The organism is Sphingomonas aurea (genome assembly GCF_030678875.1).
Classification (GTDB): Bacteria; Pseudomonadota; Alphaproteobacteria; order Sphingomonadales; family Sphingomonadaceae; genus Sphingomonas; species Sphingomonas aurea.
Map to the genome: position 1 here is coordinate 821769 of NZ_JAUUDS010000001.1, position 25120 is coordinate 846888.

Below are 25120 nucleotides of genomic sequence, written 5' to 3' on the forward strand. Positions count from 1 at the left end.
CGTCCCTGCCCCTCGCTGCCGGGAGCCGGATCATGACCGACGACTTTTTCGCCCGCCTCCCCAAGGCCGAGCTGCACCTGCATATCGAAGGCACGCTGGAGCCGGAGATGATGGTCGCGCTGGCGGCGCGGAACCGGGTATCGATCCCGTTCCGCTCGGTGGAGCAGGTCCGCGCCGCCTATCGCTTCACCGACCTGCAAAGCTTCCTCGATATCTATTATGCCGGTGCCGACGTCCTGCGGACCGAGGACGATTTTCACGACCTTGCCTTGGCATATTTCGATCGCGCCGCGGCGGACGGCGTCGTCCATGCCGAGATCTTCTTCGATCCCCAGACCCATATCCATCGCGGCATTCCGATGCAGGTCGTGATCGAGGGGCTGTTCGCCGCGATCGATACGGCGCGCGAGCGGCATGGCATGACCGTCGAGCTGATCCTCAGCTATCTGCGCCATCTGGACGAGGAGGATGCGTTTGCAACGCTGAAAGCGGCCGAACCGTGGCTGGACCGGATTATCGGCGTCGGCCTGGACTCGTCGGAGGTCGGCCATCCGCCTGCCAAGTTCGCGCGTGTGTTCGCTGCGAGCCGGGAGCGCGGGTTGAAGCTGTGTGCGCATGCCGGGGAGGAAGGGCCACCCGCCTACATCCACGAGGCGCTGGACGTGCTGCGCGTCGACCGGATCGACCATGGCAATCGCGCGCTGGAGGACCCCGCCCTCGTCGCGCGGCTGGCGCGGGAGGCGATGACGCTGACAGTCTGCCCGCTGTCGAACGTAGCACTGCGCAACGTCGCGCGGATCGAAGATCACCCGATCGACCGGATGCTCGACCGGGGTCTCCGCGCCACCGTCCATTCCGACGATCCGGCCTATTTCGGCGGCTATATCGCCGAGAATTTCCGCGCCGTCGCGCAGGCGCGCGGGCTCAGCCGCGAGCAGGTGGTGACGCTGGCGCGCAACAGCTTCCTGAGCGCCTTCCTGTCGGACGAGGCGCTGGCGGGGCATCTGGCGCACCTCGACGCCTTCGTGCGGGACGCCGCGTGATCGCGCGATTCCTGCGACTGTTCGAGCCGTTCATCCTGGCGCTGCTCGGTACGGTCCTGCTCGCCTCGCTGCTGCCGGCGCGGGGAGAGGCGGCACGGTGGGTCGAGCATCTCGCGACGGCGGGCATCGTGCTGCTGTTCTTCCTGCACGGAGCGAAGCTGTCGCGCGAGGCGATCTGGCTGGGCGCGCGCCACTGGCGGTTGCATCTGGCGGTGCTGGCAACGACCTTCGTGCTGTTTCCGCTGCTGGGCGTGGCGCTGTCGACGGTGATGGCCGGACCGGTCGCGGCGGGAATGCTGTTCCTGACGCTGCTGCCCTCGACGGTGCAGTCCTCGATCGCGTTCACCGCCATCGCCCGCGGCAATGTCGCCGCGTCGGTATGCAGCGCCTCCTTCTCGAACCTGGCCGGCATCGTCGTCACGCCGCTGCTCGTCGCGCTGCTGATGGGAAGCGGCGGTCCGGGCGTCTCGCTCTCCTCGGTCGAGAGCATCGTGCTGCAACTGCTGGTGCCGTTCGTCGCGGGACACCTCGCCCGGCCGCTGGTCGCCGGGTGGCTGACCCGACACAAGGGGCTGACCGGACTGGTCGATCGCGGGTCGATCCTGCTCGTCGTCTATGCCGCGTTCGGTGCGGCAGTGGTCGAGGGGCTGTGGCGCCGCGTGTCGCCGGCCGACCTGGCGACCGTCGCGCTCGCCTGCTCGCTGCTGCTGGCGGCGGTGCTGATCGCGACCAAGCTCGCTGGGCGCGCGATGGGTCTGGCGCGCGAGGACGCGATCGTGCTGCTATTCTGCGGGTCGAAGAAGAGCCTGGCGGCGGGCGTGCCGATGGCGGGCGTGCTGTTCCCCGCCGCGCAGGTCGGCATCGTCCTGCTGCCGCTGATGCTGTTCCACCAGATCCAGCTGATCGCGTGCGCGGTGATCGCGCGCCGCTATGCCGACGGGGACGGCGCCACGCCCGGTGTGTGATCCGCGGCGCGGTCGCGCAGCGCGGGCAGACGCAGCACCAGCCGATCGGGCTCGATCGAGAGCGCGCCGCCCAGTTCGACCGCCAGGTTGCGCACCAGCCGCAGGGTGAAGCCCGCGCCGAGCAGCGGTGCGCCGTCTTCCCCCTCCCCGATCCCGTCCAGGCTGAACAGCGCGTCGCCCGAAAGGTCGGCGAGCGCGCGAGGCCGGTCGAAGGCGACGATGGCGTGCTCGCCGCTGGGGTGGACGGTGATACCGATCCGCTCGCCCGCGCTCGCCGCCGATACCAGGGTGGCGAGCAGCCGGGCCATCAGCCGCTCGGCGGCGCGATCGTCGGTCGCTGCGACCGCCTCTTCGCCCGAGAGGGTCAGTGTCGCCCCGCGCTGGCGGGCAAGCGGAGCGAGGTCGGTCGCGAGCCGCGCCGCCAGATCGCCGAGCGGAACCGCGCCGGGCCGCAGCTCCAGCGCCTGCCCCTCGATCCGGGCGGCGGTGTCGAGATCGTCGATCGCGGTCAGCAATCCCGACGCCTGCGAGCGGATCGCGCTCGCCCGCTGGCGATAGGCGTCCGCGACTGGACCGAGCAGTTCGGTCTCGATCAGCTCGGCGAAACCGGCGACCGCGTTCGCTGGGGTGCGCAATTCATGGACGAGCTGGCGCAGCCCCTCCGACATGGTCGAGCGCGGACCCAGCGGCGCGGCACTTTCATGGCGCAGCGGCCGGCGTCCCGCGCCGTGGAAGCCGGTGAAGCGGCCGCTCGCGGGCTCGAAGATCGGTGTGCCGGCGATCCGCCATGATCCGGCCGCGTCGGACAGGCCCTCCACCTCGAGCCGGAGGTCGCAGAACGCACCGCGCCGGTGGAAGGCGGCGGCGACGCCCGCGTCGATGCGGACGACGCCGTGGATGCCCGGCCGCGCGATCGACACGCCGACCAGCGCGGCACGGGCCACGCCCTCGACCCAGCGGATCGTGCCGGTGACGTCGGTTTCGAAGCGGAAGCCCGCCTCGATCGGCGCGGGCGGCGTGGTGGCAGGCTGATCCTCGCGGTCGCGGTTGAACGCCTCGATCCGGGCGACCAGGTCGGCGATCTCGTAACGGGGCGGCTCGGATGGCGTGGCCGGCTCCTCGTCCGCGCGGCGCAGCGCCTCGGCGACGACCGGCAGGCCGCGCGCGACCTCGCCCAGCGCCACGAAGGGCGTCGGTGACAGCGGTGCGTCAGGGACCAGGACGATCGGCTGGATTGGCGCGGGTTCGGCTTCGTCGGCCGGCGCCGCGGCAGGCTCCTCGACCGTCGCCGCCCCGGCACTGGCATCGCTGAGGGCAAAATCGGTGGCACCGAAACTCTCCAGCGCGCGGACGACGCCGGCCGGCAGGTCCCGCCGCTGGCGCACGACCGAGCGCGTGGCAGGGGTCAGGGCGCCGAGCAGGTCGAGCCAGGCCGCCTCGTCGAGGGTCGCGGTGCGCAGTACCGGGGCGGCGATGGCGAGCGTGTCGGTAGCGAAGAAGGCGACCAGCGCCGCGGGTGGCCTGGCAAAGGCCAGGGCCCGACCGCTCGCCGCGCGGACCTGTACCGGCACCCGATCGCGCAGGTCGCGCAGACGCGCCATCGCCTCGTCCACCGCGTCGACCGGAATGCGTCCGCGCCCCAGCAGATCGACGATCTGCCGCCACGCCGACTGGGCCCCGTAACCGGGACCCTGGTCGGCCGACAGCACCGTCCTGAGGCTATCATCGAAACGCACGCTAACCGGTTCCCCCTATCGCTGCCGATGCATAGCGGATCGCAACGCCGGGTTAACCCGTCGAATGGCGGCCGAACGCGGCCTATTTTGGGATGTAACGTTGTGGGACAATTGCGTTAGCGTGTAATTATCTTATAGGTTGCAGGAGTTGCGCGAATTTACGCAACGCTGGGAGAGCTTCTTACTATGGCGATCGACCGGATCGACCGGCAAATCCTATCCCTGCTGCAGGACGACGGCCGCATGACGAACGTCGATCTGGCCGAACGTGTCGGGCTGACGGCCCCTCCCTGCCTGCGCCGTGTACGGGCACTGGAGGAAAACGGCGCCATTCGCGGCTATCACGCCGATCTCGACGCGTCGCGGCTTGGCTATCCGATCACCGTGTTCGCGATGGTGTCGCTGCGAAGCCAGGCCGAACGCGACCTCGCCGCGTTCGAGAACCATGTCGCCGCCATCCCGGAGGTGCGCGAGTGTCATATGCTGAACGGCGAGATCGACTTCATCCTCAAGATCGTCGCGTCGGACCTGAAGAGTTTCCAAGAGATCCTGACGACGCACCTGACGCCCGCCCCCAATGTGGCCAGCGTCAAGACATCCCTCACCATCCGCACCGCCAAGGCGGTATCGGGCATCCCGATCACCGCCGATTGACGGCGTCGGCGGCAGGGCGACGTCTATGCCACCCTGCCGCCCGTGCCGAACCGCCGATCAGGCGGTCGGCGCCGGTGCCTCGAGATAGGCATTCCACAGGCTGGCAATGCCGGCCCGCGGCGTGCCCTTGACCGCGTCGAACGCCGTCTTCGCACCCGCCTTGTCGCCCGAGCGGGCGAGCGCGATGCCCAGATGGGTGTTCACCTCGTCCGCATCGACGCCACCCTTTTGCAAGGCGACGCGGTACAGCTCGATCGCCGGGGCATATTCGCCCGCGCCCAGATAGGCATCGGCGGTGCCGCGGGCCAGCTTGCCGTCAGCCGAAGCCTTGGCCTTGGTCGCCAGCGGCGCCAGCGAGCCTTCGGCCTTCAGGGCCGTCGCGGCATCGGTCGCGATCTGCTTGGCCAGCGTGTTGCCGGCCGGGACCTTGCCAGCGGCCTGGCCTTCCTTGATGACCGCCTGCGCCTCGGCCGGCAAGCCGCGGCGCTGCACATCGTCGGCATATTCCAGATAGTCGTTCTGGTCGGCGAGCGAGCCGGTAGCGCGCAGCAGGCGGAACAGGTCGATCTTCTGCGCATCGTCCAGCTTGGCGACGGAATTGCCGGCCAGGCCATAGGTCACGACCACGTCGCGCCAGTTCTTGCGGGTCGGATAGGCGACGATGTAGCGCTGCATCCAGTTCATCGTCTGCGGGCCGAGCTTGGCGGCATTGGCACGCGAGATGCCGTAGCGGAAAATGTCCTCGCTGGGCTTCTGCCCCGCCGCGATCGATGCCTGCACCGACGCGTCGAGATCGGCGAGTCCGCCCGCCGCATCGCCGCCGCCGACCTTCGCCTGTGCCAGCTGCAGCGACAGGTTGGGGTCGTTGTAGCCCAACTGCTTGGCCTGGTTCAGATACTGGATCGCGACCGGGAACTGCTTGCCGTTATAGGCGAGGATGCCACGCTGGTAGGCGAACTTCGCCTTGTCTTCCTGCTTGGTCACCGGGCTGGCGATCAGCGCGTCGAGCGGGCTGGCCAGCACCGTCTCGTTGATGGGTGCATTGGGGTTGGCGGCACGTGCCGCCTGGATCTTCTGCTGCTCGAGATTGTAGCGGAAGACGGCGGCGAAATACTTCTCGTCGTCGTTCTTGGCCAATCCCTCCAACTGCACGATCGCCGGCTCGGCGGTCGCCAGATCCTTGGCATTGAGCGCGGTCTGCGCCGCCTGTGCCGCCTTCAGCGCCTCCGGGCTCATCTTGGGGCCGGTCGCCTCCTGCTTCTTCTCCTTGGCGAAGGCAGGCGGAACAAGGGTCAGGCCACCGATGCTGGTCGACAGGGCCAGTGCCAGCGCGAACTTAGAAAGGGTCTTCATGGGGGCGAACTCTCCTGTGAGCTGTCGGCCGCTCTATCGGCCGGGGGTCGGCGCTTCAAGCGAGGGAAAGCATCTTGGTTCCGTGGCGACCATGCGCTGAACGCCGATTGAACGCGCGGGCGCGGGCCGCTACCCGCGCAGACATGATCGCCGTCATCTCGCCTGCCAAGACGCTGGACTATGAAACGCCGCTGCCGCCCCTCTCGCCCACCCGGCCGCGACTGGCGGACGAGGCGGCGGCACTGGCCCGCTCGGCCGCGCGCCTGCCGCAGAAGCGGCTGCGCGAGCTGATGAAGATCTCGCCCGCCCTCGCCAAGCTGAACGCCGACCGGTTCCGCGACTTCGACGCGGCGCCGGAGCGGCCGGCGATGTTCGCCTTTGCCGGGGACGTCTATACCGGTCTCGACGCAGGTTCGCTCGACGAGGCGGCACTGCCGTTCGCGCAAGACCATCTGCGCATGCTCTCGGGCCTGTACGGCCTGCTCCGCCCGCTCGACGCGATGCGACCCTATCGGCTGGAGATGGGGACGCACTGGGCGCCCCGGCGCGACAAGCTGACCGACTGGTGGGGCGACCGGATCGCCGCGCTGCTCGCCGCCGACGTCGAGGCGGAGGGGTCCGGCACCGTGCTGAACCTCGCCAGCCAGGAATATTGGGCGGCGGTCGACGGGCGTCTGCCCGCCGGCGTCCGCACCGTCGCCATCGACTTCCGCGACGGCGACCGCTTCGTCAGCTTCCATGCCAAGAAGGCGCGCGGGATGATGGCGCGCTGGATGGTCGAGTACCGGATCGAGACGGTCGACGACATGCGCGGCTTCGACAGCGACGGATATCGCTTCGTCGCCGGCGATAGCGATTACGATCGCTGGCGGTTCGCGCGATGAGCGCGGTCGTCATCGGCGCATCGGGCGGGATCGGCGCGGCGCTGGTCTGCGCGCTCGCCGAAGAGGACGTGGCGGCGCGCAGCTTCGCGCGCTCCTTTGCCGGCGCCGATCACCTCGATCTGGAACGGGAGGAGACGATCGCCGCGGCGGCCGCATCGCTCACCGGCGCGCCCGACCTGGTCGTGGTCGCTACCGGCCTGCTCCACCACGACGGACTGGTTCCGGAAAAGAGCATGGCCGCGCTCGATGCCGCCTGGATGGCGCGGCAATATGCCGTCAACGCGATCGGCCCCGCACTGGTCGCCAAGCATTTCCTGCCACGCATGCCCAAGACCGGCCGCGCAGTCTTCGCGGTGCTCTCGGCGCGGGTCGGCAGCATCGGCGACAATCGGCTGGGCGGCTGGTACGGCTATCGCGCGGCCAAGGCGGCGCTGAACCAGCTGATCCGCACGCTGGCGATCGAGGACAAGCGTCGCAACGACCGCGGCATCGTCGTCGGCCTGCATCCCGGCACCGTCGACACCGATCTGTCGAAGCCGTTCAGCGGCAATGTCCGCGCCGACCAGCTGTTCGCGCCGGACCGCGCCGCGGTACAGCTGCTCGACGTCATCGACGGGCTGAAGGCGCCCGACAGCGGCAAGCTGTTCGCGTGGGACGGGGCAGAGATCACTCCCTGACCGAAATGTCATGTTCCGGCCACCGCCCGGCCACCGGCGCGGCGCCATTACGGAGTTCGCCGCTGCCGGACCTCTCCCACCCGGCGCGGCACCTTTCCTCTCCTTCCACGAAGGATCGATGACATGACCAAGACCGCACCTGCCGCCATCCTCGCTGCCGCCGCCCTGTTCTCGGCAAGCGCAGCCTTCGCCACCGCACAGACCACGCCTGCCAAGCCGGCCGCCAAGGCCACCGCGGTGAAGCACACCACGGCCACCCGCGTGACGAGCACCCGCACGACCACCAACGCTCCCGCCGGCAAGGCGCGCATGGTCACGGCCAAGCTCGCCAACGGCAAGACCGTCACCTACAATTGCGCGCTGCCCGGCAACGCCAGCAAGCAGGCCTGCAAATGACCCTTCACGCGCGCGTACACCCCCGTACGCGCGCGTGACATGGAGCGTCGGAACGCCTAGGGTCGCTGCAACACCCCTGTAACGATCCGGAAGACGACATTGGCCGACGAGACGCTGCTCGCCGAACCCTCAGACATTTCGACGATCTCGATCGTCGACGAGATGAAGTCGAGCTATCTCGACTATGCGATGAGCGTGATCGTCGCGCGCGCGCTGCCCGACGTGCGCGACGGACTGAAGCCGGTGCATCGCCGCATCCTCTATTCGGCCTATGAGAGCGGCTTCGTCGCGGGGCGGCCGTACCGCAAGTCGGCCCGCATCGTCGGCGACGTGATGGGTAAGTATCACCCGCACGGCGACAGTGCGATCTATGACGCGTTGGCGCGCATGGCGCAGGACTGGTCGATGCGGCTGCCGCTGATCGACGGCCAGGGTAATTTCGGATCGATGGACCCCGATCCGCCCGCCGCGATGCGCTATACCGAGGCGCGGCTGGCAAAGGTGGCGAATGCGCTGCTCGACGGGCTCGACAAGGACACGGTCGACTTCACCCCCAATTACGACGGGTCGGAGCGCGAGCCGCAGGTGCTGCCCGCGCAGTTCCCGAACCTGCTGGTCAACGGCGCCGGTGGCATCGCGGTCGGCATGGCGACCAACATCCCGCCGCACAATCTGGGCGAGGTGATCGACGCGTGCTTCGCCTATCTCGATAACGGCGCGATCACCGCGGAGGAGCTGACCGAGATCGTGCCGGGGCCGGACTTCCCGACCGGCGCGATCATCCTCGGCCGTGCCGGCGCGCGCTCTGCCTATGCCACCGGCCGCGGATCGATCATCGTGCGTTCGCGCCACACGATCGAGAACCATCGCGGCGACCGCCAGTCGATCGTGCTGACCGAGATCCCGTTCCAGCAGGGCAAGAACGCGCTGGTCGAGAAGATCGCCGACGCCGCCAAGGAAAAGCGGATCGAGGGCGTCAGCGACATTCGCGACGAATCGAACCGCGAAGGCGTGCGGATCGTCATCGACCTGAAGCGGGATGCGACTCCCGAAGTCGTGCTGAACCAGTTGTGGCGGCACACGCCGGCGCAAGGGTCGTTCCCGGCCAACATGCTCGCGATCCGCGGTGGTCGGCCCGAACTCCTGAACCTGCGCGACATCATCGAGGCGTTCATCCAGTTCCGCGAGCAGGTCATCACCCGCCGCTCGAAGTTCGAACTGAACAAGGCGCGCGAGCGGGCGCACCTGTTGCTCGGCCTCGTCATCGCCGTGACCAACCTGGACGAGGTCGTCCGCATCATCCGCGGATCCTCCAGCCCGGTCGCCGCGCGCATGGCGCTGCTCGCGCGCGAATGGCCGGTCGCCGAGATCGCGCCCTATCTGGCGCTGGTCGAGGCGGTAGACGACGCGGCCACGGGGGACGTCTATCGCCTGTCCGACGCGCAGGTCCGCGCGATCCTGGACCTGCGGCTCCACCGCCTGACCGCGCTCGGCCGCGACGAGATCGGCGACGAGCTGAAGACGCTGGCCGATTCGATCGCCGAGCTGCTCGAGATCCTCGCCAATCGCGTGAAGCTCTACGAGGTGCTGCGCGGCGAGCTTCAGGCGATCCGCGACCAGGCCGCGACCCCGCGCCGGACCGAGATCGTCAACTTCAGCGGCGGGATCGACGACGAGGACCTGATCGAGCGCGAGGACATGGTCGTGACCGTCACGGTCGAGGGCTATATAAAGCGCACGCCCCTCGACGCGTTCCGCGCGCAGAAGCGCGGCGGCAAGGGCCGCGCCGGCATGGCGACCAAGGACGAGGATGCGATCACCAGCCTGTTCGTGACCAGCACGCACACGCCGGTCCTGTTCTTCTCGACCGCGGGCAAGGTGTACCGGATGAAGGTCTGGCGCCTGCCGGAAGGCGGGCCGGCCACGCGCGGGCGGCCGATGGTCAATCTGTTGCCGCTGGGTCCGGGCGAGACGATCTCGACCGTCCTGCCGCTGCCCGAGGACGAGGGCCGCTGGGGCGACCTGCACGTCATGTTCGCGACCGCCAACGGCACGGTGCGGCGCAACAGCATGGACGCGTTCGCCAACATCCCGTCCAACGGCAAGCTGGCGATGCGCTTCGACGACGAATCGACCGACAAGCTGATCGGCGTCGCATTGCTGACCGAAACCGACGACGTGCTGCTCGCCACCCGCCTCGGCCGGGCGATCCGCTTTGCCGCGACGGACGTGCGCGAGTTCCAGAGCCGCACCTCCACCGGCGTGCGCGGCGTCACGCTGATGCAGGACGATGCGGTCATCTCGCTGTCGATCCTGCGTGGCTTCGCGGCGACCACCGAGGAGCGCGACCAGTATCTAAAGGCCGCCCCCTGGAAGGAGGGCGAGCGCGAGGTGACGCTGGCGCCGGAGCGGATGGCGGAGTTCGAGGCGGCGGAGGAGTTCATCCTCACCGTCACCGCCAACGGATATGGCAAGCGTACGTCCGCCTACGAGTATCGCCGCACCAACCGCGGCGGTCAGGGCATCACCAACATCGTCTCGGCCGGGCGCAACGGGCCGGTCGTCGCCAGCTTCCCGGCGCATTCGGGCGAGCAGCTGATGCTGGTCACCGACCAGGCCAAGCTGATCCGCATGTCGGTCGGCGACGTCCGCGTCACCGGGCGCAACACGCAAGGGGTTACGCTGTTCAGCGTCGCCAAGAACGAGCACGTCGTCTCCGCCGCCAAGATCGACGAGGAGGAAGAGCCCGAGAACGAGGCCGAGGCGCTGGTCGCCGCCGAGCTGGCCGAGACGCCCGCCGCCGATACCGCCGCCACGCTGTCGGTCGACGACGGCACCGGCCCGCAGACGATGGACGAGACGGTCGAGGAGGAGGATGACGAATGACCACCCACCCGCAGACCGCGTACAAGGTGCTGACCGCCGACCAGATGGCGAAGCTGGAGGCGGAGGGGCGCTTCGCCGGCGCGCCGGTCGACCTGGCCGATGGCTATATCCACCTGTCCACCGCCGAGCAGCTGACCGAGACGGTCGACAGGCATTTCGCAGGGCAAGCCGACCTGTGGGTGGCCGCCGTCGACCTCACCGCGTTCCGTACGGTGAAGTGGGAGGATAGCCGCGGCGGGCAGCTCTTCCCGCACCTCTACGAACCCCTGCTGCTGGAGACGCTGGTCGCGTACGGCCCGCTGAAGCGTGACGAGGACGGGCGCGTGCGGCTGCCGGTCGCGGGATAGGCTGGGGGCAGACGGTAACGCTTGCAACCAACCCGGGTGCCACGCTTTAATCCTGCATGGCTCTTTCAGGGTCGTTGGCTTCACCGGTCAGCATGGACCGGGATACCGCAGGAGATGACGATGTCCCTTTTGCTCGCCGCCGGGCTGATGCTCGGCGCTGCCGCGGCGGCGCAGGTGCCGCCGGTCGACCATGTGGTTCGGGTCGATCACGATAGTGGCCCGGTCGACGCGCGTTACAACGGCAATGTCGCGATGACGTATCGCCAGGTCGGCGCAACCGCGCCCGGCGGTCGCCCCTCGACGTTGCGCTGCCTCTGGTCGGCCGACATGGTCGTCGACCGGCAGGCGCGCGCGATCTCCGGATCGACGCTGGCACGCTCCTTTTCCCGGCAGGCGGTGATGAACGGCAGCCGTCACGGCTGGTGCGACGCACACCGTGCCGCGATCGACCAGGAAGTCGCCGCTCGCCGCGACGACCTGCACGGGCATGTCCGTGCGATGGCAGCCGAGGATCACGAGATCCTGCGCCACGAGATCGATCGCCTCCACACACCGGTGCGCACCGGGTGAGCGCACGATATCTCGCCGCCCTGGCAGCGGCCTGCACCGTCACCGCTCCGGCCGGTGCACAGACTACGGCAACGGTCGGTGCCGAGCTGACCAATGACGAGGTCCGTCGCGGCCTGAGCTGGAGCGAAGGGCGTGCGTCCGTGTCCGGCGACGCCTTCGTCGATATCGGCCCGATCGACGCCTCGGCGCGAATCGTGGCAACGCGCGGGTCGGAACGCCATGCGGGTGCCGATGCCGTCGCCGACCTGACGCTTGGCACCGGCTGGGACATGGGCGCGGTCAGCCTGCGGGCCACCGCCACCGGCCATCTGTTCGCCGGTGCCCGGACCGGTATGGACTATGTTGAACTCGGCTCCAGCGCCGCGGCCGGTCTCGGCCCGGCAAGGCTGACCGCCGGCGTCCTCTACGCCCCGTCGCAGGACGCGATCGGTGGCGACAATCTCTATCTCTATGCCAGTGCCGACAGCGGCATTCCCGGCACGCCGCTGACCGTAATCGCCGAGATCGGTCACTCCTCTGGCAGCGTGGACGATTCCCAGCGTGCCCAACGCCTGCGACCGGGCGGCAGCTACACCGACTGGCGGCTGGGCGTCGAGCGCCGCCGTGGCCCCCTCACCCTCGGCCTCTCCTATATCGGCACCGACGTGGATCAGGGCGCGATCGGCGGTCCCTATGCCGACCTGAGCCACGCTGGCGACCGGATTGTCGGGCGGGTGCGGGTGGAATTTTAGCTGCCGAGCACAGCTCGCGCCCGCTGGTCAGTTCTTCACGACCGCGGCGGGATGCCACTCCGCGGGAACGCCGCCCCCAAGCGTCCATGGCAGCATGTAATCCACATACTCCGTCTCGCTCACCCGCCCATCGCGATCATTATCGAGCTTGGCCATCCACTTCCGTTCGGCTGCAGGGTCGCGTGACCCTGTAACGGGCGCGGGGGGAAGGTTGGCGTCCCGACCCGCGTCGCGCGGCTCCATCGACGATGCCTCGCGGGGATCGAGGAAGCCGGAATGGTCGAGATCCTTCTGCCGAAACCCCTCTCGATCGAAAGCCGCCGCCTCGTCCAGCCCCACCTTGCGGGCGGTTACATCGTCCCCTTTCTCGTTCTTCATCACCGGCTGGTCGGTGGCGGGCGCCGGTACGTCCTGAACGATGGCCATCAGAAGCAATGCTGCGAACATGATCGATCCCTTGCGGTGTCGCCGCGCATCCGCGCCGATCGGGGACGCTGCGGCCGCCGCCCCTTTCCCCTGCCCTGCACCGCTGAACAGGTCCGGCGGCTGGGGTACAAGGATCTGGTACCCCTCTGCCTCAGCCAGCAACCGCGCCGCAGCGAGTGACGACGACAGGCCCAACTTCGTCCGCGCCATCTTCAAGCGCTTTTCGACCGCGTGAGGCGAGATGCCAAGATCGAGCGCCATCTCCTTGGCCGTCTGTGGCAGCAGCCGACGGCGCAGACACGCCTTCTCGTTCTTGGTCAGGCGTGCGAGTGCCGGCTCAGACATACAGGTCCTCCACCCGCCAACCCTCGCCCACCGCCTGCATCAGCAGCGTGCGGTGGCAGTGACAGGGATCGCGCTCGTAGCAGAGGAGTGCGCTCGGCACCTCGCCGGCGAGTTCCAGCATCCGTGCCGCCGCAACCTGCGCCTCCGGCAGCACCAGCTGATCGTCATAGACCGCGCGCAGCGTCGCCACGTCGCCCTTCTTCGCGGCGTCGCGTCCGCGCTTGGGCGTGCCGAGCGCCTTCAGGTGGACATAGCCGATCCCGGCCTCTCGCAGCGATGCCGCCAATGGCGATTTCGAGAAGCCCGGGCGTCGCGACAGCGGCAGCGCGCGGACGTCGATCACTCGCGCGACCCCGGCGGTACGCAGCGCCGCGATAAACGCGTCCATCGTCGCGCCCTCATAGCCGATGGTGTAGATCGTCGTCATGACCGCGACCTTGCCGCATCGGGGCGCGACCCGCTAGGCGGAGCGGCATGACCCATGACATCCACATCGTCGGCGGCGGCCTGGCCGGATCGGAGGCCGCATGGCAGCTGGCCGAGGCCGGCTTCAAGGTTCGCCTGTCGGAAATGCGCGGCGGCGGCGATCACACCCCCGCGCACCAGACCGACGGGCTGGCCGAGCTGGTCTGCTCGAACAGCTTCCGCTCCGACGATGCCGAGGCCAACGCGGTCGGGCTGCTGCATCAGGAGATGCGGACGCTCGGCTCGCTGATCCTGACCCAGGCCGACGCGCACCGAGTGCCGGCCGGCTCCGCACTGGCGGTGGACCGCGACGGTTATTCCGCCGGAGTCACCGGCGCGCTCGCGGCGCATCCGAACGTCACGCTCGTCCGCGAGCGGGTCGACGCGCTGCCCGATGGCCCGGTGATCCTCGCCACCGGTCCGTTGACCGCGCCCGCGCTGGCCGAGGCGATCGGCGGCGCGACGGGGCGCGAGGCGCTCGCCTTCTTCGACGCGCTCGCCCCGATCGTCCACCACGACAGCATCGACATGGAGGTGGCCTGGAAGGCGAGCCGCTGGGACAAGGGCGAGGCCGACTACATCAACTGCCCGATGGACAAGGACCAGTACCTCGCCTTCCACGCCGCGCTGATCGCGGGTGAGAAGACCCCGTTCAAGGATTGGGAGCAGGACACGCCCTATTTCGAGGGCTGCATGCCGATCGAGGTGATGGCCGAACGCGGCGTCGACACGCTGCGCTATGGCCCGATGAAGCCGGTCGGGCTGGACAATCCAAAGACCGGACGATGGCCCTATGCCGTCGTGCAGCTGCGCCAGGACAATGCGCAAGGGACGCTGTGGAACATCGTCGGTTTCCAGACCAAGCTGAAACATGCCGAGCAGGTGCGCCTGTTCCGGACCATTCCCGGACTGCAGAATGCGGAGTTCGCGCGGCTGGGCGGGCTGCACCGCAACACCTTCATCCGCTCGCCCGAATTGCTCGATACGACGCTGCGGCTGAAGAGCCGGCCCAATCTGCGCTTCGCCGGGCAGATCACCGGCTGCGAGGGCTATATCGAGAGCGCGGCGATCGGCCTGATCGCCGGCCGCTTCGCCGCCGCCGAGCTGCGCGGTGAATCCCTGGCGCCGCCGCCGCCGGAAACCGCGCTCGGCGCGCTCCTCAACCACATCACCGGTGGGGCGGAGGCAGCGACCTATCAGCCGATGAACGTCAATTTCGGCCTGTTCCCGCCGATCCCCGGCCGGACCAAGAAGGCCGACCGGAAACGCCTCTACACCGATCGGGGGCGGGAAGCGCTGGCGGCGTGGCTCAGCCCTCGCCCGCCGGCGCAGTTGCCGCAGGAGGACATGGTGTCGTCCGCACAGGCTTGCGCTTGACCGCGGTGGTCGCGAACTCGGCAGGCGACATGCTGCCGGAGCGGTCGCGATCGGCGGTGGTGAACTTCGCGGTCGTCTTGGCCGCCCACTCGTCGAACGACAGCTGGCCGTCGCCGTTGGTGTCGAGCTTGGCATATGCCTTGCGCCGCGACGCGAGATATTCCTCGCGCGTGATCCGCCCGTCGCGATCCTTGTCGTAGCGACCGAAACGTTTCTCCTCGCGGGTCTTTGCCGTCGCCTCCGGCACGGTATCGGGCAGCGGTCCATCGCTGGCGGCGGTCACGCCTTCGGGCTGGGGCGGCAGCACCGCTGCAGGCGCTGCATCGCGGTTCGCCCAGACCAGCGCACCGGCCGCGATCGCCGCCAGTCCCGCGCCACCACCCGCCAGATATCGCCACATCGCCGCAGTCCCCCTCACCGCTTCGATTAGCGACAGCGCAGACGGACTCAACCGCTATCGCCCGGTCAGCCTGTGCCAGAACAGGCGGGCGACGATCCATGGTCCCGCATCGGGATGAGCGGCGAGGAGGGCGAGCGCGCCCATCGCCCGGCCGCGCCGGCTCCAGCGCGTCCGCGCCGCGAAGCGACGCGCTGCCGCCATCGCCCGGACGCGGTCGGCAAGTGACGGGTCGCGGACATGGGCGGCGAGGTCGGCCAGCGCCCACCCTTCGCCCGCAAGTGCCACCGGATCGTCAGCGTCCGCCGCGACGGTGCGCGCGATGGCCGCGAACAGACCACCCCCGCGCTGCCGCGCATAGGTCACCAGATCGTCGGCAGAGAGCGGGTCCTGGCCCAGCAGCACCTCCCACCCGTCGATCATCCCGGCCAGTGTCGCCCCCCCGGTCCCGCGCGGCAGAACATGGGTCGCCAGCGCTTGCAGCAGCGGCTCCGCCGGCCATGCACCGTCGTCGAGGGTTGACAGAGCGTCGTGCCACCAGGTCAGCCGCATCTGCGCGATCAGCGGCTCGCGCGCGGCCCGCACGATGTCGCCCAGCCGTCGGTCGAGGTGCAGCAGCGCTGCCAGCCCGGCGCGCGCGGCGACGGGTGCATAGCCGATTGCGAGCAGCACCGGCGGGGCGAACGCAGCGCCGGCCGGCGGGTGATCGTACGGAATATTAACGCTCATGGTCCAATCCGCGGCAGCCGCAACTTCCGGTTGAGTTCATCCTATGCTGCCCCGTTTGTTTCAGCGTCTGTTCAGGAATTGCCGCCGGCCGGCCACCACCTTCCTGTCGCGGCTGCGCCGGGACCGCCGGGGCAATACACTGGCGCTGGTCGCTGCGATGATCCTGCCGATCACCGGCATCATCGGATCCGGCCTCGATATGGCGCGGGTGTACCTGGTCAAGACGCGACTGCAACAGGCATGCGACTCCGGTGTGCTGGCTGGGCGCCGGCAGATGGCGGGCACAAGCACGCTTAGCACCGCCGTGACCACCGAGGTGCAGAAATACGCGCAGTTCAACTTCCCCCAGCAGGCGATGGACACCACCGTCTACACCATCGCGCCGACGCTGGATGCCGCCAACGACACGATCAACCTGACGCTGAACACGCGGATGAACACTGCGCTGATGAGGCTGTTCGGCATCGCCAGCGTGCCCGTGCAGGTGACGTGCAGCGCGCGCGAGGATTACGCCAATATTGACATTGTGCTGGTGCTCGATACCACCGGGTCGATGGCGTGCAAGCCCGAGCGGGACGACGCCGGCTGTAGTACCTATGCCAACCAGAGCGGCGTCCGTGGCCAGACAATGACTGTCAACGGCCGCACCGTGACCTACCTCAAGGAAGAAACATCGGGCGGGGTCAACATCTCGCGTATGCAGGGACTGCGTACTGCGCTCTCTTCCCTGCGCGACAAGATGGCGACGATCGAAACACAGTTCGCCTCCGCTCCGACCGCGCAGCGCAAGCGCGTGCGGTTCGCGATTGTGCCGTTCTCCCAGATGACCAATCCGGGCTTCAGCACCGGTGCGGCCGGGACGACCCTCTACAGCCGCAATCCCGATTGGTTCAACACGCAAGGAACCTACAAGTCGATCGGCGTGTGCGGTAGCGGGAAGAACGCGTATTACTGCTACAAAAGTGCCTCAGTCAGCCATAACAGCAGCTGGATGAGCAGCACCTGGGACGGGTGCGTCGAGGAGCGCGGCACCAGCAACACCATTACCCCGACATCGGGGCACAGCATCCCCAACAACCTGCCGTCGAACGCCTATGACCTCATGTTCGACTCCACACCGACGACGGACACGGCAACCCGCTTTACCGTGGCCGACCCCGATGCCGTCAGTGAGGCGACCACCCCGCAATATGCCTGTCCCAAGGCGATGCGTGAACTCGCGCCGATGTTGACCAGCGACTACAACTCCTACTTCACCTTCGCCAACGGGTTCGTAGCGAACGGCGGCACCTATCTGGACCTCGGGATGCTGTGGGCCGCCCGCCTGCTCTCGCGCAACGGGATGTGGGCCACGGACAATCCCGTGACGTACAACGGCTTCAAGGTGCAGCGGTACGTCATCCTGATGACCGACGGCGTGATGGACATCAGTAATACCGGCTATGGCGCCTATGCCCAGGAAGGGCAGTGGCAGCGCACGACCAATGATGGCAGCGCCGCCACCGCCAACGCCAATCACGGCACCCGCTGGCTGATGACTTGTTCGGCCCTGAAAAACAACATGGCGACGCAGATCTTCGTCGTCTCGTACAGCGCCAGCTCCAGTCTGACTGCCGACATCCAGTCCTGCTCGTCGGGCGCCGGCTATGCCTTCAAGGCAGACAGCAGCGCCCAGCTGAATTCCGTGTTCAACACCATCGCTGACAACATCGGCGCGCTGAGACTGTCGCGATGATCCGCTGGCTGACACGGCTGCTCGACGACCGGCGCGGCGCGAGCATCATGGAATTCGGGCTGGTGGTGACCCCGCTCATGGTCATGCTGATGGGCGCGGTCGATATGGGCTATCAGACCTATGTCCGCACCGTTGCGCTGGGCGCCGCCGAGGGCGCGTCGCGGCGCATCCTGCTGGAAGACGCGGACGAAGCGACAATCGAGACTGACACCCGTGCCCAGATCCGGCGCGTGATCTCCAGCGCGACGGTCAACGTCGAGACGGGCAGCTTCTTCCGATACAACAATATCGACACGATGGAGCGGTTGACCGTTGACCTGAACGGCAACGGCCAACTCGACGGACCGGTCGATACCGACGGCAACGGCGTGCCCGACAAGAGCGACTGCTGGGAGGATGTCGATAATAACGGCGTGCGCAACATCGTGACGGTTGGCCAGGACGGCATCGGCGGCGCAGACGACATCGTGAAATCGACCGTGACGGTCACCTATCCGCGCTTGCTGCCGATCTGGCGGCTGATCGGCATCAGCGACACTGCAACCGTAGTGGCATCGACCATGGTCCGCCGTCAGCCCTACGAGAACCAGGCCCCGCCCACCATACGGTGCAAGACATGATGCTGTTCTTCCCCACTCTCACCCAACTGCGGCGGCTCGCGACGGATCGGCGCGGCCTGGCCATGACCGAGTTCGCGCTGTGCCTGCCGCTGCTCGCCGCCGTCACCTTCGTTGGATTGGAAAACGTCAACTACGCGTTCGCCGCGCAGAAGGTCGGCGACATCGCGACGCTCAGCGCCGACAGCATCTCGCGTATACGCGTCGGGATCAGTGAGGACGACGTGACCGAGACGCTGACCGGAATCGCCAAGCTGGGCAGTACGCTGGGCTTCACCGCCAATGGGCGGGTGATCGTGTCAAGTATCCAGCCGGTGCTCGATGCCAGCGGCAACATCATCGACCAGAAGATCCGCTGGCAGCGTTGCTACGGCAACCTGACCTCCGCCACCTCTAGCTACGGCACCCAGGGCCAGTCGCTTGGCACGGCGGGGATGGGTCCGACCGGTCGCCAGGTCGCCGCGATCAAGGATAATGAACTGATCTTCGTCGAGACGATCTACGTCTATCAGCCGCTCATCAACATCAACCTGTTCCGCGGCCAGCGTACGATGCGGATGCTGTCGAGCATGACAGTGCGTGAGCGGACGGCCAACGACCTCGTCGCCAGCGGCACCGCGTCGACCTGCTGACCTGTCAAGAATCGCCGGCCCCGCCGCAGATGCGCGAGGCCGGCGCTCCCTTATTTATAGCAGACCTTCTTCACCGCTTTCACCACCCGGTCGGCGTCGATCAGCGCCAGCTTCTCCAGATTGGCGGCATAGGGCAGCGGAACGTCCTCGTTGGCGACGCGCAGGACGGGAGCGTCGAGGTCGTCGAAGCCCTCTTCCATGCAGATGGCCATGATCTCGGACGCGATCGAGCAGGTCGGCCAGCCTTCCTCGGCGACGACCAGGCGGTTGGTCTTGGCCAGGCTCTTCAGCACGGTGTCCTTGTCGAGCGGGCGCAGCGTGCGCAGGTCGATGACCTCCGCGTCGATGCCCTCCTCTGCCAGGCGATCGGCGGCTTCCAGGCTGATGCCGACGCCGATCGAGTAGGACACGATCGTCACGTCCTTGCCCTCGCGCACGATCCGCGCCTTGCCGATCGGCAGGACCCAGTCGTCGAGCTTGGGCACGTCGAAGCTGCGGCCGTACATCAGCTCGTTCTCGAGGAAGACGACGGGATCCTGCGAGCGGATCGCCGCCTTCAGCAGCCCCTTGGCATCCGCCGCGTCATAGGGCGCGATCACGATCAGGCCCGGCACGCTGGCATACCAGGGGCCGTAGTTCTGCGAGTGCTGCGCGCCGACGCGGCTGGCGGCGCCGTTGGGGCCGCGGAACACGATCGGGCAGCGCATCTGGCCGCCCGACATATAGTTGGTCTTGGCGGCCGAGTTGATGATGTGGTCGATCGCCTGCATGGCGAAGTTGAACGTCATGAACTCGACGATCGGACGCAGGCCGCTCATCGCAGCACCGGTGCCGATGCCGGCGAAGCCGTATTCGGTGATCGGCGTGTCGATCACGCGGCGCTCGCCGAACTCGTCGAGCAGGCCCTGCGTCACCTTGTACGCGCCCTGATACTGCGCGACCTCCTCGCCCATCACGAAGACGCGGTCGTCGGCGCGCATCTCCTCGGCCATCGCGTCGCGCAGTGCCTCGCGCACCGTGGTCTTCACCATCTCGGTGCCGGCGGGAACCTCCGGATCGGCGACCTCGGCCTTGTGGGCCGCGGCCTCGAACAGCTGGCGCGCGCCGGTGTCGACCTTCTCCTGCGCGGGGTGCGCGGAGTCCTCGACCGCGTCGGCGGGCTTGTTCTCGTCGGCCTTGGCGGTGGCTTCGGGCGTGTCGTCCTTGGTCGCGGCGCCGGCGCTGGCGGTCGAGGCGTCCTCACCCTCTTCGGCGAGCAGCAGGATGTCGGTGCCGACCTTCACATTGTCGGTACCCTCGGCGACCAGGATCCTGGCGACGACGCCCTCGTCGACCGCCTCGAATTCCATCGTCGCCTTGTCGGTCTCGATCTCGGCCATGATGTCGCCGGACTTGACGCTGTCGCCTTCCTTCACCAGCCACTTGGCGAGCGTGCCCTCCTCCATGGTCGGGGACAGGGCCGGCATCTTGATTGCGATCGCCATCTCAGTAACGCTCCACCAGCACGTCGGTATAGAGTTCGGCCGCATCGGGCTCGGGGGTCTGCTCGGCGAAGTCGGCCGCGGCGTTCACCTGCTTGCGGATCGCCTGTTCCAGCGTCTTCAGCTCGTCCTCCTTGACGCCGCGCTCTTCCAGCAGCTTCTTTACATGCTCGATCGGGTCCGACTTGTCGCGAACCGACTGCACCTCCTCGCGACTGCGATACTTGGCCGGGTCGGACATCGAGTGGCCGCGATAGCGATAGGTCTTCATCTCGAGGATCACCGGCCCCTTGCCCGCGCGGACCCAGGCGAGCGCCTCCTCGGCGGCACCACGGCACGCCAGCACGTCCATGCCGTCGACCTGGATGCCAGGGATGCGGAAGCTCTCGCCGCGGCGATAGAGCTGGTCCTCGGACGATGCGCGGTTCACCGAGGTACCCATCGCATACTGGTTGTTCTCGATGACGAAGATGATGGGGAGCTTCCACAGCTCCGCCATGTTGAAGCTCTCGTACACCTGGCCCTGGTTGGCCGCGCCGTCGCCGAAATAGGCCAGGCAGACGCCACCGTCGCCGCTATACTTGTGCTTGAAGGCGAGGCCCGCACCCAGCGACACCTGCGCGCCGACGATGCCGTGCCCGCCATAGAATTTATGCTCGGTCGAGAACATGTGCATAGACCCGCCCTTGCCGCGGCTGATGCCGGCGCCGCGCCCGGTCAGCTCGGCCATGATGACCTGCGGATCGATGCCATAGGCGAGCATATGGCCATGGTCGCGGTATCCGGTGATGACCGAATCCTTCTCGCCGTCGAGCGCCGACTGAAGGCCGACCGCGACCGCTTCCTGACCGATATAGAGGTGGCAGAAGCCGCCGATCAGACCCAGGCCATATAGCTGCCCGGCCTTCTCCTCGAAGCGGCGGATCAGCAGCATTTCCTTGTAGAATTGCAGCAGCTCTTCCTGCGTCGCCTCATAGGGTTGCGGCTCGCCGGGACGCTCGCGGTTGGGGATCGGCGGTTCGGACGCGCGGGGGGCTTTGGCCACAGGTTAAACCTTGTTTTCCGTAAGGGACGCCGGCGCGTATAGTCCCGGTTTGCCGCCAAGAGCAATTGCCTCGCCCGCGATCGGTTGCTCTTCCGCAGGACGCAGGACTAAAGCGGGGTCGATGGACCGCCCCACGCACCCGCTGCGCATCCCCGATTTCCGCGCCTATCTGCTCTCCAGGCTGGCCGGCACGATTGCGCTGAGCGCCATGGCGATTGTGATCGGCTGGCAGGTTTACGGCATCGCGCGCCAGACCATGTCGATCCAGCAGGCCGCGTTCCTGCTCGGCATGATCGGGATGGTGCAGTTCGTGCCGCTGTTCCTGCTGACCCCGGTCGTCGGGCTGGTCGCCGACAGTGTCGACCGGCGCTGGATCGTGCGTGCGACCACCGCGCTGCTGGTGCTGACATCGGTGATGCTGGGGGTCGCCAACTATCTCGACCGGCTCGGCCTGCCGGTGCTGTTCTGCGCGGCGGCCTTCATCGGCATCGCCCGGGCCTTTTCGGGCCCGGCCTATTCGGCGCTCGCACCCAATCTGGTGCCGCGCGACGTGCTGCCGACCGCGATCGCGGTCAGTTCCGCGGCGTGGCAGGTCGGCACCATCGCCGGGCCGTCGGTGGGCGGACTGTTGTTCGCCATCCATCCCGACATCGCCTATGCCAGCGTGTCGGTGCTGTTCGCGCTGGCGCTGGGCGGCATCTTCATGATCGGCAAGGTGCCGCAGCCGCCCGCCCAGGCGGATCGCCGGCCGCTGACCCGTATTCTGGAAGGGTTCGCCTATGTCCGCCGCAACCGGCTGGTCCAGGCGGCGATCACGCTGGACCTGTTCGCGGTGCTGCTGGCGGGATCGACCGCGCTCCTGCCGATCTACGCGCGCGATATCCTGCATGTCGGCGCGACCGGGCTGGGCTTCCTGGCCGCGGGCATGGGCGTGGGAGCCGCGTCGACGGCGATCTTCTTCTCGGTCCGGCCGATGACCGCCAATGTCGGCGTGAAGATGCTGATTGCCGTGGTGGTGTTCGGGCTGGCGATACTGACCTTCGGCCTCTCCACCCATTTCTGGCTCAGTCTGGGCGCGCTGGTGGTGGCGGGCTGTGCCGACATGGTATCGGTCTATGTCCGATCCTCGCTGATCCAGCTGCACACACCCGACCACATGCGCGGGCGCGTGTCGGCGGTGTCGCAGCTGACCATATCGGCCTCGAACGAACTGGGCGAGGCAGAGAGCGGCCTGCTCGCCTCGCTGCTCGGCCCGGTCGGCGCGGTGGTGTTCGGTGCCGTGGGCGCGATCGGCGTTACCCTGCTCTGGTCCCGGCTCTATCCGGAACTGAAGCGCGCGCGAACCTTTGACCCGCCCGACATCCTGAAAACCGAACCCCAGCACGGAGTAGCGCAGCCATGAAGGCCAATACCATCCTGGAGACGATCGGCCGTACCCCGCACATCCGCGTCCAGCGGCTGTTCCCGGGATCGGAAGTCTGGATCAAGTCCGAGCGCTCGAACCCCGGCGGATCGATCAAGGATCGCATCGCGCTCGCCATGGTCGAGGCGGCAGAGGCTTCGGGCGAGCTGAAGCCCGGCGGGACGATCATCGAGCCGACCAGCGGCAACACCGGCATCGGGCTGGCACTGGTCGCCGCGGTCAAGGGCTACAAGCTGATCCTGGTCATGCCCGAGAGCATGTCGATCGAGCGTCGCCGCCTGATGCTAGCTTACGGCGCGAGCTTCGACCTGACCCCGCGCGAGAAGGGGATGAAAGGCGCGATCGAGCGGGCGCTGGAACTGGTCGCCCAGACGCCGAATGCCTGGATGCCGCAGCAGTTCGAGAACCCGGCCAATATCGACGTCCATGTCCGCACGACCGCGCAGGAGATCCTCGACGATTTCCGCGACACGCCGATCGACGCGATCGTCACCGGCGTCGGCACCGGCGGCCACATCACCGGCGTCGCCGAGACGCTGAAGCAGGTCTGGCCAAACCTGAAGGTCTTCGCGGTCGAGCCCACCGCCTCGCCGGTCATCTCGGGCGGACAGCCGGGACCGCACCCGATCCAGGGGATCGGCGCCGGCTTCGTGCCCCGCAACCTCCACACCCAGGCCCTCGACGGGGTGATCGAGGTCGACGCCGCGGTCGCCAAGGACATGGCCCGCCGCGCGGCGCGCGAGGAGGGGATGCTGGTCGGCATCTCGTCGGGCGCGACGCTCGCCGCGATCCTCCAGAAGCTGCCCGACCTGCCCGACAATGCCCGCGTGCTCGGCTTCAACTACGATACGGGCGAGCGCTATCTGTCGGTGCCGGACTTCCTGCCCGAACAGTGAGCCCGCAGCCCAAGCCCGGCGCCCGTCCCAGCGGGGCGATCCGGGCGATCCTGTCGCTGATCGCCGGCACGGCGGTGGTGGTACCGGCGTTCGTCGTGGCCACCGCGCCGCCGCCCGCGGTGGCGCGCGCCCGCAAGGCCGTGCCGCCGCGCCGGGTGGTGCCGCCAACGGTGCTACCCGCAGTCGAGCCGGTCGAGCTGGTCGACCTGTCGCCCGACGAGGCGCGCGCCTATAACGCCGACGTGCCGTTCGCGCGCGGCGCCAACCCGGCGGCGCGCCCATTCCGCCTGCGCGATGCGCCCGAGGACCTCGCCCGCGCCACCGACTGCCTGGCCGCAGCGATGCTCTATGAGGCGGGCGCCGACCCGGTCGGGCAGAAGGCGGTGGCGCAGGTCGTCCTCAACCGCGTCCGCCACCCTGCCTTCCCCAAGACGGTGTGCGGTGTGGTGTTCGAGGGGCAGGACCGCCGCACCGGCTGCCAGTTCACCTTCACCTGCGACGGTGCCCTCACCCGCTGGCAGCCGCCGGCCGCGCTCTGGACCCGCGCCCGCACGCTGGCGGCGGCGGCGCTGGCGGGCACGGTGTACCGGCCGGTCGGCTACGCCACCCATTACCACACCGACTGGGTGGTGCCGTACTGGCAGTCGAGCCTCGACAAGATCGCCGGCGTCGGCACGCACCTGTTCTTCCGCTGGGCCGGCTGGTGGGGCACGCCGCCCGCCTTCAACCGCCAGGTCCAGGCAAGCGAGCCGGTCATCGCGAAGCTCGCCCCCTTTTCGGACGCGCACAAGACAGGCGCGGCCGTCGAGGAAGCGAAGGCCGCGATGTCCACCGCAGACCTCGTGACGGCGTTGACTGCGGGAACCCCGGCTGCCGCGGCGCCCGGCGAACCGGACAGCTTCCTCGTCGTCCTCCCCGCCGGCGCGCAGCCCGAGAGCTTTCCGCAGCTGGCCCAAGCCGTCTGCGGCACCCGCGACCATTGCAAATATCTCGGCTGGACGGACGCCAAGTCGCTGCCGAAATCCGGCGCACCCGATCCGACGCAGCTGGCGGCGATGGCGTTCAGCTACCTGCGCGACAGACCGGCTGGGCTGGAGCGGACGCTGTGGAACTGTACCCTCTACCCGCGCACCCGGCCGGGTGGCTGCATGAAGCGCCAGCCGGTGCCAGCGCCGACGCCGGCCCCGACCAGCGCGGTGATCGCGCCGGTGGCGAAGGGACCGGCGGAGCTGGGCGGAGTGAGGCGGGGCGCGCCTGCGCCGACGCCAAACCCGAATCCTTAACGCCCCTCCCCTTCAGGGGAGGGGCTA

Annotated in this window: 25 protein-coding genes; 17 read left to right on the top strand and 8 right to left on the bottom strand. The window is 68.2% G+C overall.

Features of this window, described 5'->3' with window-relative positions:
- Nucleotides 1-32 precede the first annotated feature (32 nt).
- Together Q5H91_RS04275 and Q5H91_RS04280 are read left to right on the top strand one after the other, a co-directional pair.
- Complete coding sequence (locus tag Q5H91_RS04275) at nt 33-1043, top strand: adenosine deaminase (protein ID WP_305171978.1); 1011 nt, start codon at nt 33-35, stop codon at nt 1041-1043.
- Nucleotides 1043-2008: a bile acid:sodium symporter family protein gene (locus Q5H91_RS04280; RefSeq protein ID WP_370655235.1), complete on the top strand. Its 966-nt coding sequence runs from the start codon at nt 1043-1045 to the stop codon at nt 2006-2008. Before Q5H91_RS04275 ends, Q5H91_RS04280 begins: the two co-directional genes overlap by 1 nt.
- Here the strand turns inward: Q5H91_RS04280 and Q5H91_RS04285 are convergent.
- A complete protein-coding gene (locus Q5H91_RS04285; RefSeq protein WP_305171980.1) occupies nt 1972-3744 on the bottom strand; it encodes a histidine kinase dimerization/phospho-acceptor domain-containing protein in 1773 nt (590 codons plus the stop codon). The two genes, Q5H91_RS04280 and Q5H91_RS04285, sit on opposite strands and share 37 nt — an antisense overlap.
- Before the next feature lie 186 nt (nt 3745-3930).
- On the opposite strand from Q5H91_RS04285, the gene Q5H91_RS04290 reads away from it, so the two are divergent.
- The gene (locus tag Q5H91_RS04290; protein ID WP_305171981.1) at nt 3931-4398 is read left to right on the top strand and encodes an Lrp/AsnC family transcriptional regulator; all 468 of its coding nucleotides are present in this window, start codon (nt 3931-3933) and stop codon (nt 4396-4398) included.
- 57 nt (nt 4399-4455) lie between these two features.
- Here Q5H91_RS04290 and Q5H91_RS04295 read toward each other — a convergent pair whose 3' ends face one another.
- On the bottom strand, nt 4456-5751 hold the full coding sequence (locus tag Q5H91_RS04295) for a hypothetical protein (protein ID WP_305171982.1): 1296 nt from the start codon (nt 5749-5751) through the stop codon (nt 4456-4458).
- Between the two features lie 143 nt (nt 5752-5894).
- On the opposite strand from Q5H91_RS04295, the gene Q5H91_RS04300 reads away from it, so the two are divergent.
- The 7 genes from Q5H91_RS04300 to Q5H91_RS04330 all read left to right on the top strand — a co-directional run bounded on the left by Q5H91_RS04300 (nt 5895) and on the right by Q5H91_RS04330 (nt 12242).
- The gene (locus tag Q5H91_RS04300; protein WP_305171983.1) at nt 5895-6635 is read left to right on the top strand and encodes a YaaA family protein; all 741 of its coding nucleotides are present in this window, start codon (nt 5895-5897) and stop codon (nt 6633-6635) included.
- Nucleotides 6632-7312: an SDR family NAD(P)-dependent oxidoreductase gene (locus tag Q5H91_RS04305; protein ID WP_305171984.1), complete on the top strand. Its 681-nt coding sequence runs from the start codon at nt 6632-6634 to the stop codon at nt 7310-7312. Before Q5H91_RS04300 ends, Q5H91_RS04305 begins: the two co-directional genes overlap by 4 nt.
- A gap of 123 nt (nt 7313-7435) precedes the next feature.
- Entirely contained in the window at nt 7436-7708 is a 273-nt protein-coding gene (locus tag Q5H91_RS04310) for a hypothetical protein (protein WP_305171985.1), read from the top strand.
- A 99-nt stretch (nt 7709-7807) separates the two neighbouring features.
- Nucleotides 7808-10594 carry a DNA gyrase subunit A gene (gene gyrA / locus Q5H91_RS04315; RefSeq protein ID WP_305171986.1) on the top strand — a complete coding sequence of 929 codons (2787 nt, stop codon included), beginning with the start codon at nt 7808-7810 and terminating at the stop codon, nt 10592-10594.
- Complete coding sequence (locus Q5H91_RS04320; RefSeq protein ID WP_305171987.1) at nt 10591-10941, top strand: DUF952 domain-containing protein; 351 nt, start codon at nt 10591-10593, stop codon at nt 10939-10941. The genes gyrA and Q5H91_RS04320 overlap by 4 nt, the downstream gene beginning before the upstream one ends.
- Nucleotides 10942-11055: 114 nt before the next feature.
- A complete protein-coding gene (locus Q5H91_RS04325; RefSeq protein ID WP_305171988.1) occupies nt 11056-11511 on the top strand; it encodes a hypothetical protein in 456 nt (151 codons plus the stop codon).
- Entirely contained in the window at nt 11508-12242 is a 735-nt protein-coding gene (locus Q5H91_RS04330; protein ID WP_305171989.1) for a TorF family putative porin, read from the top strand. The genes Q5H91_RS04325 and Q5H91_RS04330 overlap by 4 nt, the downstream gene beginning before the upstream one ends.
- Before the next feature lie 27 nt (nt 12243-12269).
- Here the strand turns inward: Q5H91_RS04330 and Q5H91_RS04335 are convergent, their stop codons facing one another.
- Together Q5H91_RS04335 and Q5H91_RS04340 are read right to left on the bottom strand one after the other, a co-directional pair.
- A complete protein-coding gene (locus Q5H91_RS04335; RefSeq protein WP_305171990.1) occupies nt 12270-12929 on the bottom strand; it encodes an EF-hand domain-containing protein in 660 nt (219 codons plus the stop codon).
- A gap of 76 nt (nt 12930-13005) precedes the next feature.
- Nucleotides 13006-13440: a DUF488 domain-containing protein gene (locus Q5H91_RS04340; RefSeq protein WP_305171991.1), complete on the bottom strand. Its 435-nt coding sequence runs from the start codon at nt 13438-13440 to the stop codon at nt 13006-13008.
- Nucleotides 13441-13487: 47 nt separating this feature from the next.
- Here Q5H91_RS04340 and trmFO point away from each other — a divergent pair, with 47 nt between their 5' ends.
- Complete coding sequence (gene trmFO, locus Q5H91_RS04345) at nt 13488-14855, top strand: methylenetetrahydrofolate--tRNA-(uracil(54)-C(5))-methyltransferase (FADH(2)-oxidizing) TrmFO (protein WP_305171992.1); 1368 nt, start codon at nt 13488-13490, stop codon at nt 14853-14855.
- Here trmFO and Q5H91_RS04350 read toward each other — a convergent pair.
- Together Q5H91_RS04350 and Q5H91_RS04355 are read right to left on the bottom strand one after the other, a co-directional pair.
- Nucleotides 14788-15255 carry an EF-hand domain-containing protein gene (locus tag Q5H91_RS04350; RefSeq protein ID WP_305172388.1) on the bottom strand — a complete coding sequence of 156 codons (468 nt, stop codon included), beginning with the start codon at nt 15253-15255 and terminating at the stop codon, nt 14788-14790. The two genes, trmFO and Q5H91_RS04350, sit on opposite strands and share 68 nt — an antisense overlap.
- Nucleotides 15256-15309: 54 nt before the next feature.
- Nucleotides 15310-15981: a squalene/phytoene synthase family protein gene (locus Q5H91_RS04355; RefSeq protein ID WP_305171993.1), complete on the bottom strand. Its 672-nt coding sequence runs from the start codon at nt 15979-15981 to the stop codon at nt 15310-15312.
- A 43-nt stretch (nt 15982-16024) separates the two neighbouring features.
- Between Q5H91_RS04355 and Q5H91_RS04360 the strand changes: the two genes are divergently transcribed.
- Genes Q5H91_RS04360 through Q5H91_RS04370 form a run of 3 tightly spaced genes read left to right on the top strand, consistent with a single transcriptional unit; the run spans nt 16025 to nt 18965 of the window.
- Nucleotides 16025-17716 (top strand): TadE/TadG family type IV pilus assembly protein, encoded by a 1692-nt coding sequence (locus Q5H91_RS04360; RefSeq protein ID WP_305171994.1) that lies wholly within the window; start codon nt 16025-16027, stop codon nt 17714-17716.
- The gene (locus Q5H91_RS04365; protein WP_305171995.1) at nt 17713-18336 is read left to right on the top strand and encodes a TadE/TadG family type IV pilus assembly protein; all 624 of its coding nucleotides are present in this window, start codon (nt 17713-17715) and stop codon (nt 18334-18336) included. The genes Q5H91_RS04360 and Q5H91_RS04365 overlap by 4 nt, the downstream gene beginning before the upstream one ends.
- Nucleotides 18333-18965, top strand: coding sequence for a TadE/TadG family type IV pilus assembly protein (locus Q5H91_RS04370; RefSeq protein WP_305171996.1), 633 nt, complete (start codon nt 18333-18335; stop codon nt 18963-18965). Before Q5H91_RS04365 ends, Q5H91_RS04370 begins: the two co-directional genes overlap by 4 nt.
- A gap of 50 nt (nt 18966-19015) precedes the next feature.
- On the opposite strand, the gene Q5H91_RS04375 is transcribed toward Q5H91_RS04370, so the two are convergent.
- Nucleotides 19016-20449 (bottom strand): pyruvate dehydrogenase complex E1 component subunit beta, encoded by a 1434-nt coding sequence (locus tag Q5H91_RS04375; RefSeq protein WP_305171997.1) that lies wholly within the window; start codon nt 20447-20449, stop codon nt 19016-19018.
- 1 nt (nt 20450) lies between these two features.
- On the bottom strand, nt 20451-21491 hold the full coding sequence (gene pdhA, locus Q5H91_RS04380; protein WP_305171998.1) for a pyruvate dehydrogenase (acetyl-transferring) E1 component subunit alpha: 1041 nt from the start codon (nt 21489-21491) through the stop codon (nt 20451-20453).
- Nucleotides 21492-21612: 121 nt separating this feature from the next.
- On the opposite strand from pdhA, the gene Q5H91_RS04385 reads away from it, so the two are divergent.
- The 3 genes from Q5H91_RS04385 to Q5H91_RS04395 are packed head-to-tail and all read left to right on the top strand — an operon-like array spanning nt 21613 to nt 25093.
- Nucleotides 21613-22893 (top strand): MFS transporter, encoded by a 1281-nt coding sequence (locus tag Q5H91_RS04385; RefSeq protein ID WP_305171999.1) that lies wholly within the window; start codon nt 21613-21615, stop codon nt 22891-22893.
- Nucleotides 22890-23810 carry a cysteine synthase A gene (gene cysK / locus Q5H91_RS04390; RefSeq protein ID WP_305172000.1) on the top strand — a complete coding sequence of 307 codons (921 nt, stop codon included), beginning with the start codon at nt 22890-22892 and terminating at the stop codon, nt 23808-23810. The genes Q5H91_RS04385 and cysK overlap by 4 nt, the downstream gene beginning before the upstream one ends.
- Nucleotides 23807-25093: a cell wall hydrolase gene (locus Q5H91_RS04395; protein ID WP_305172001.1), complete on the top strand. Its 1287-nt coding sequence runs from the start codon at nt 23807-23809 to the stop codon at nt 25091-25093. The genes cysK and Q5H91_RS04395 overlap by 4 nt, the downstream gene beginning before the upstream one ends.
- Nucleotides 25094-25120: the final 27 nt, after the last annotated feature.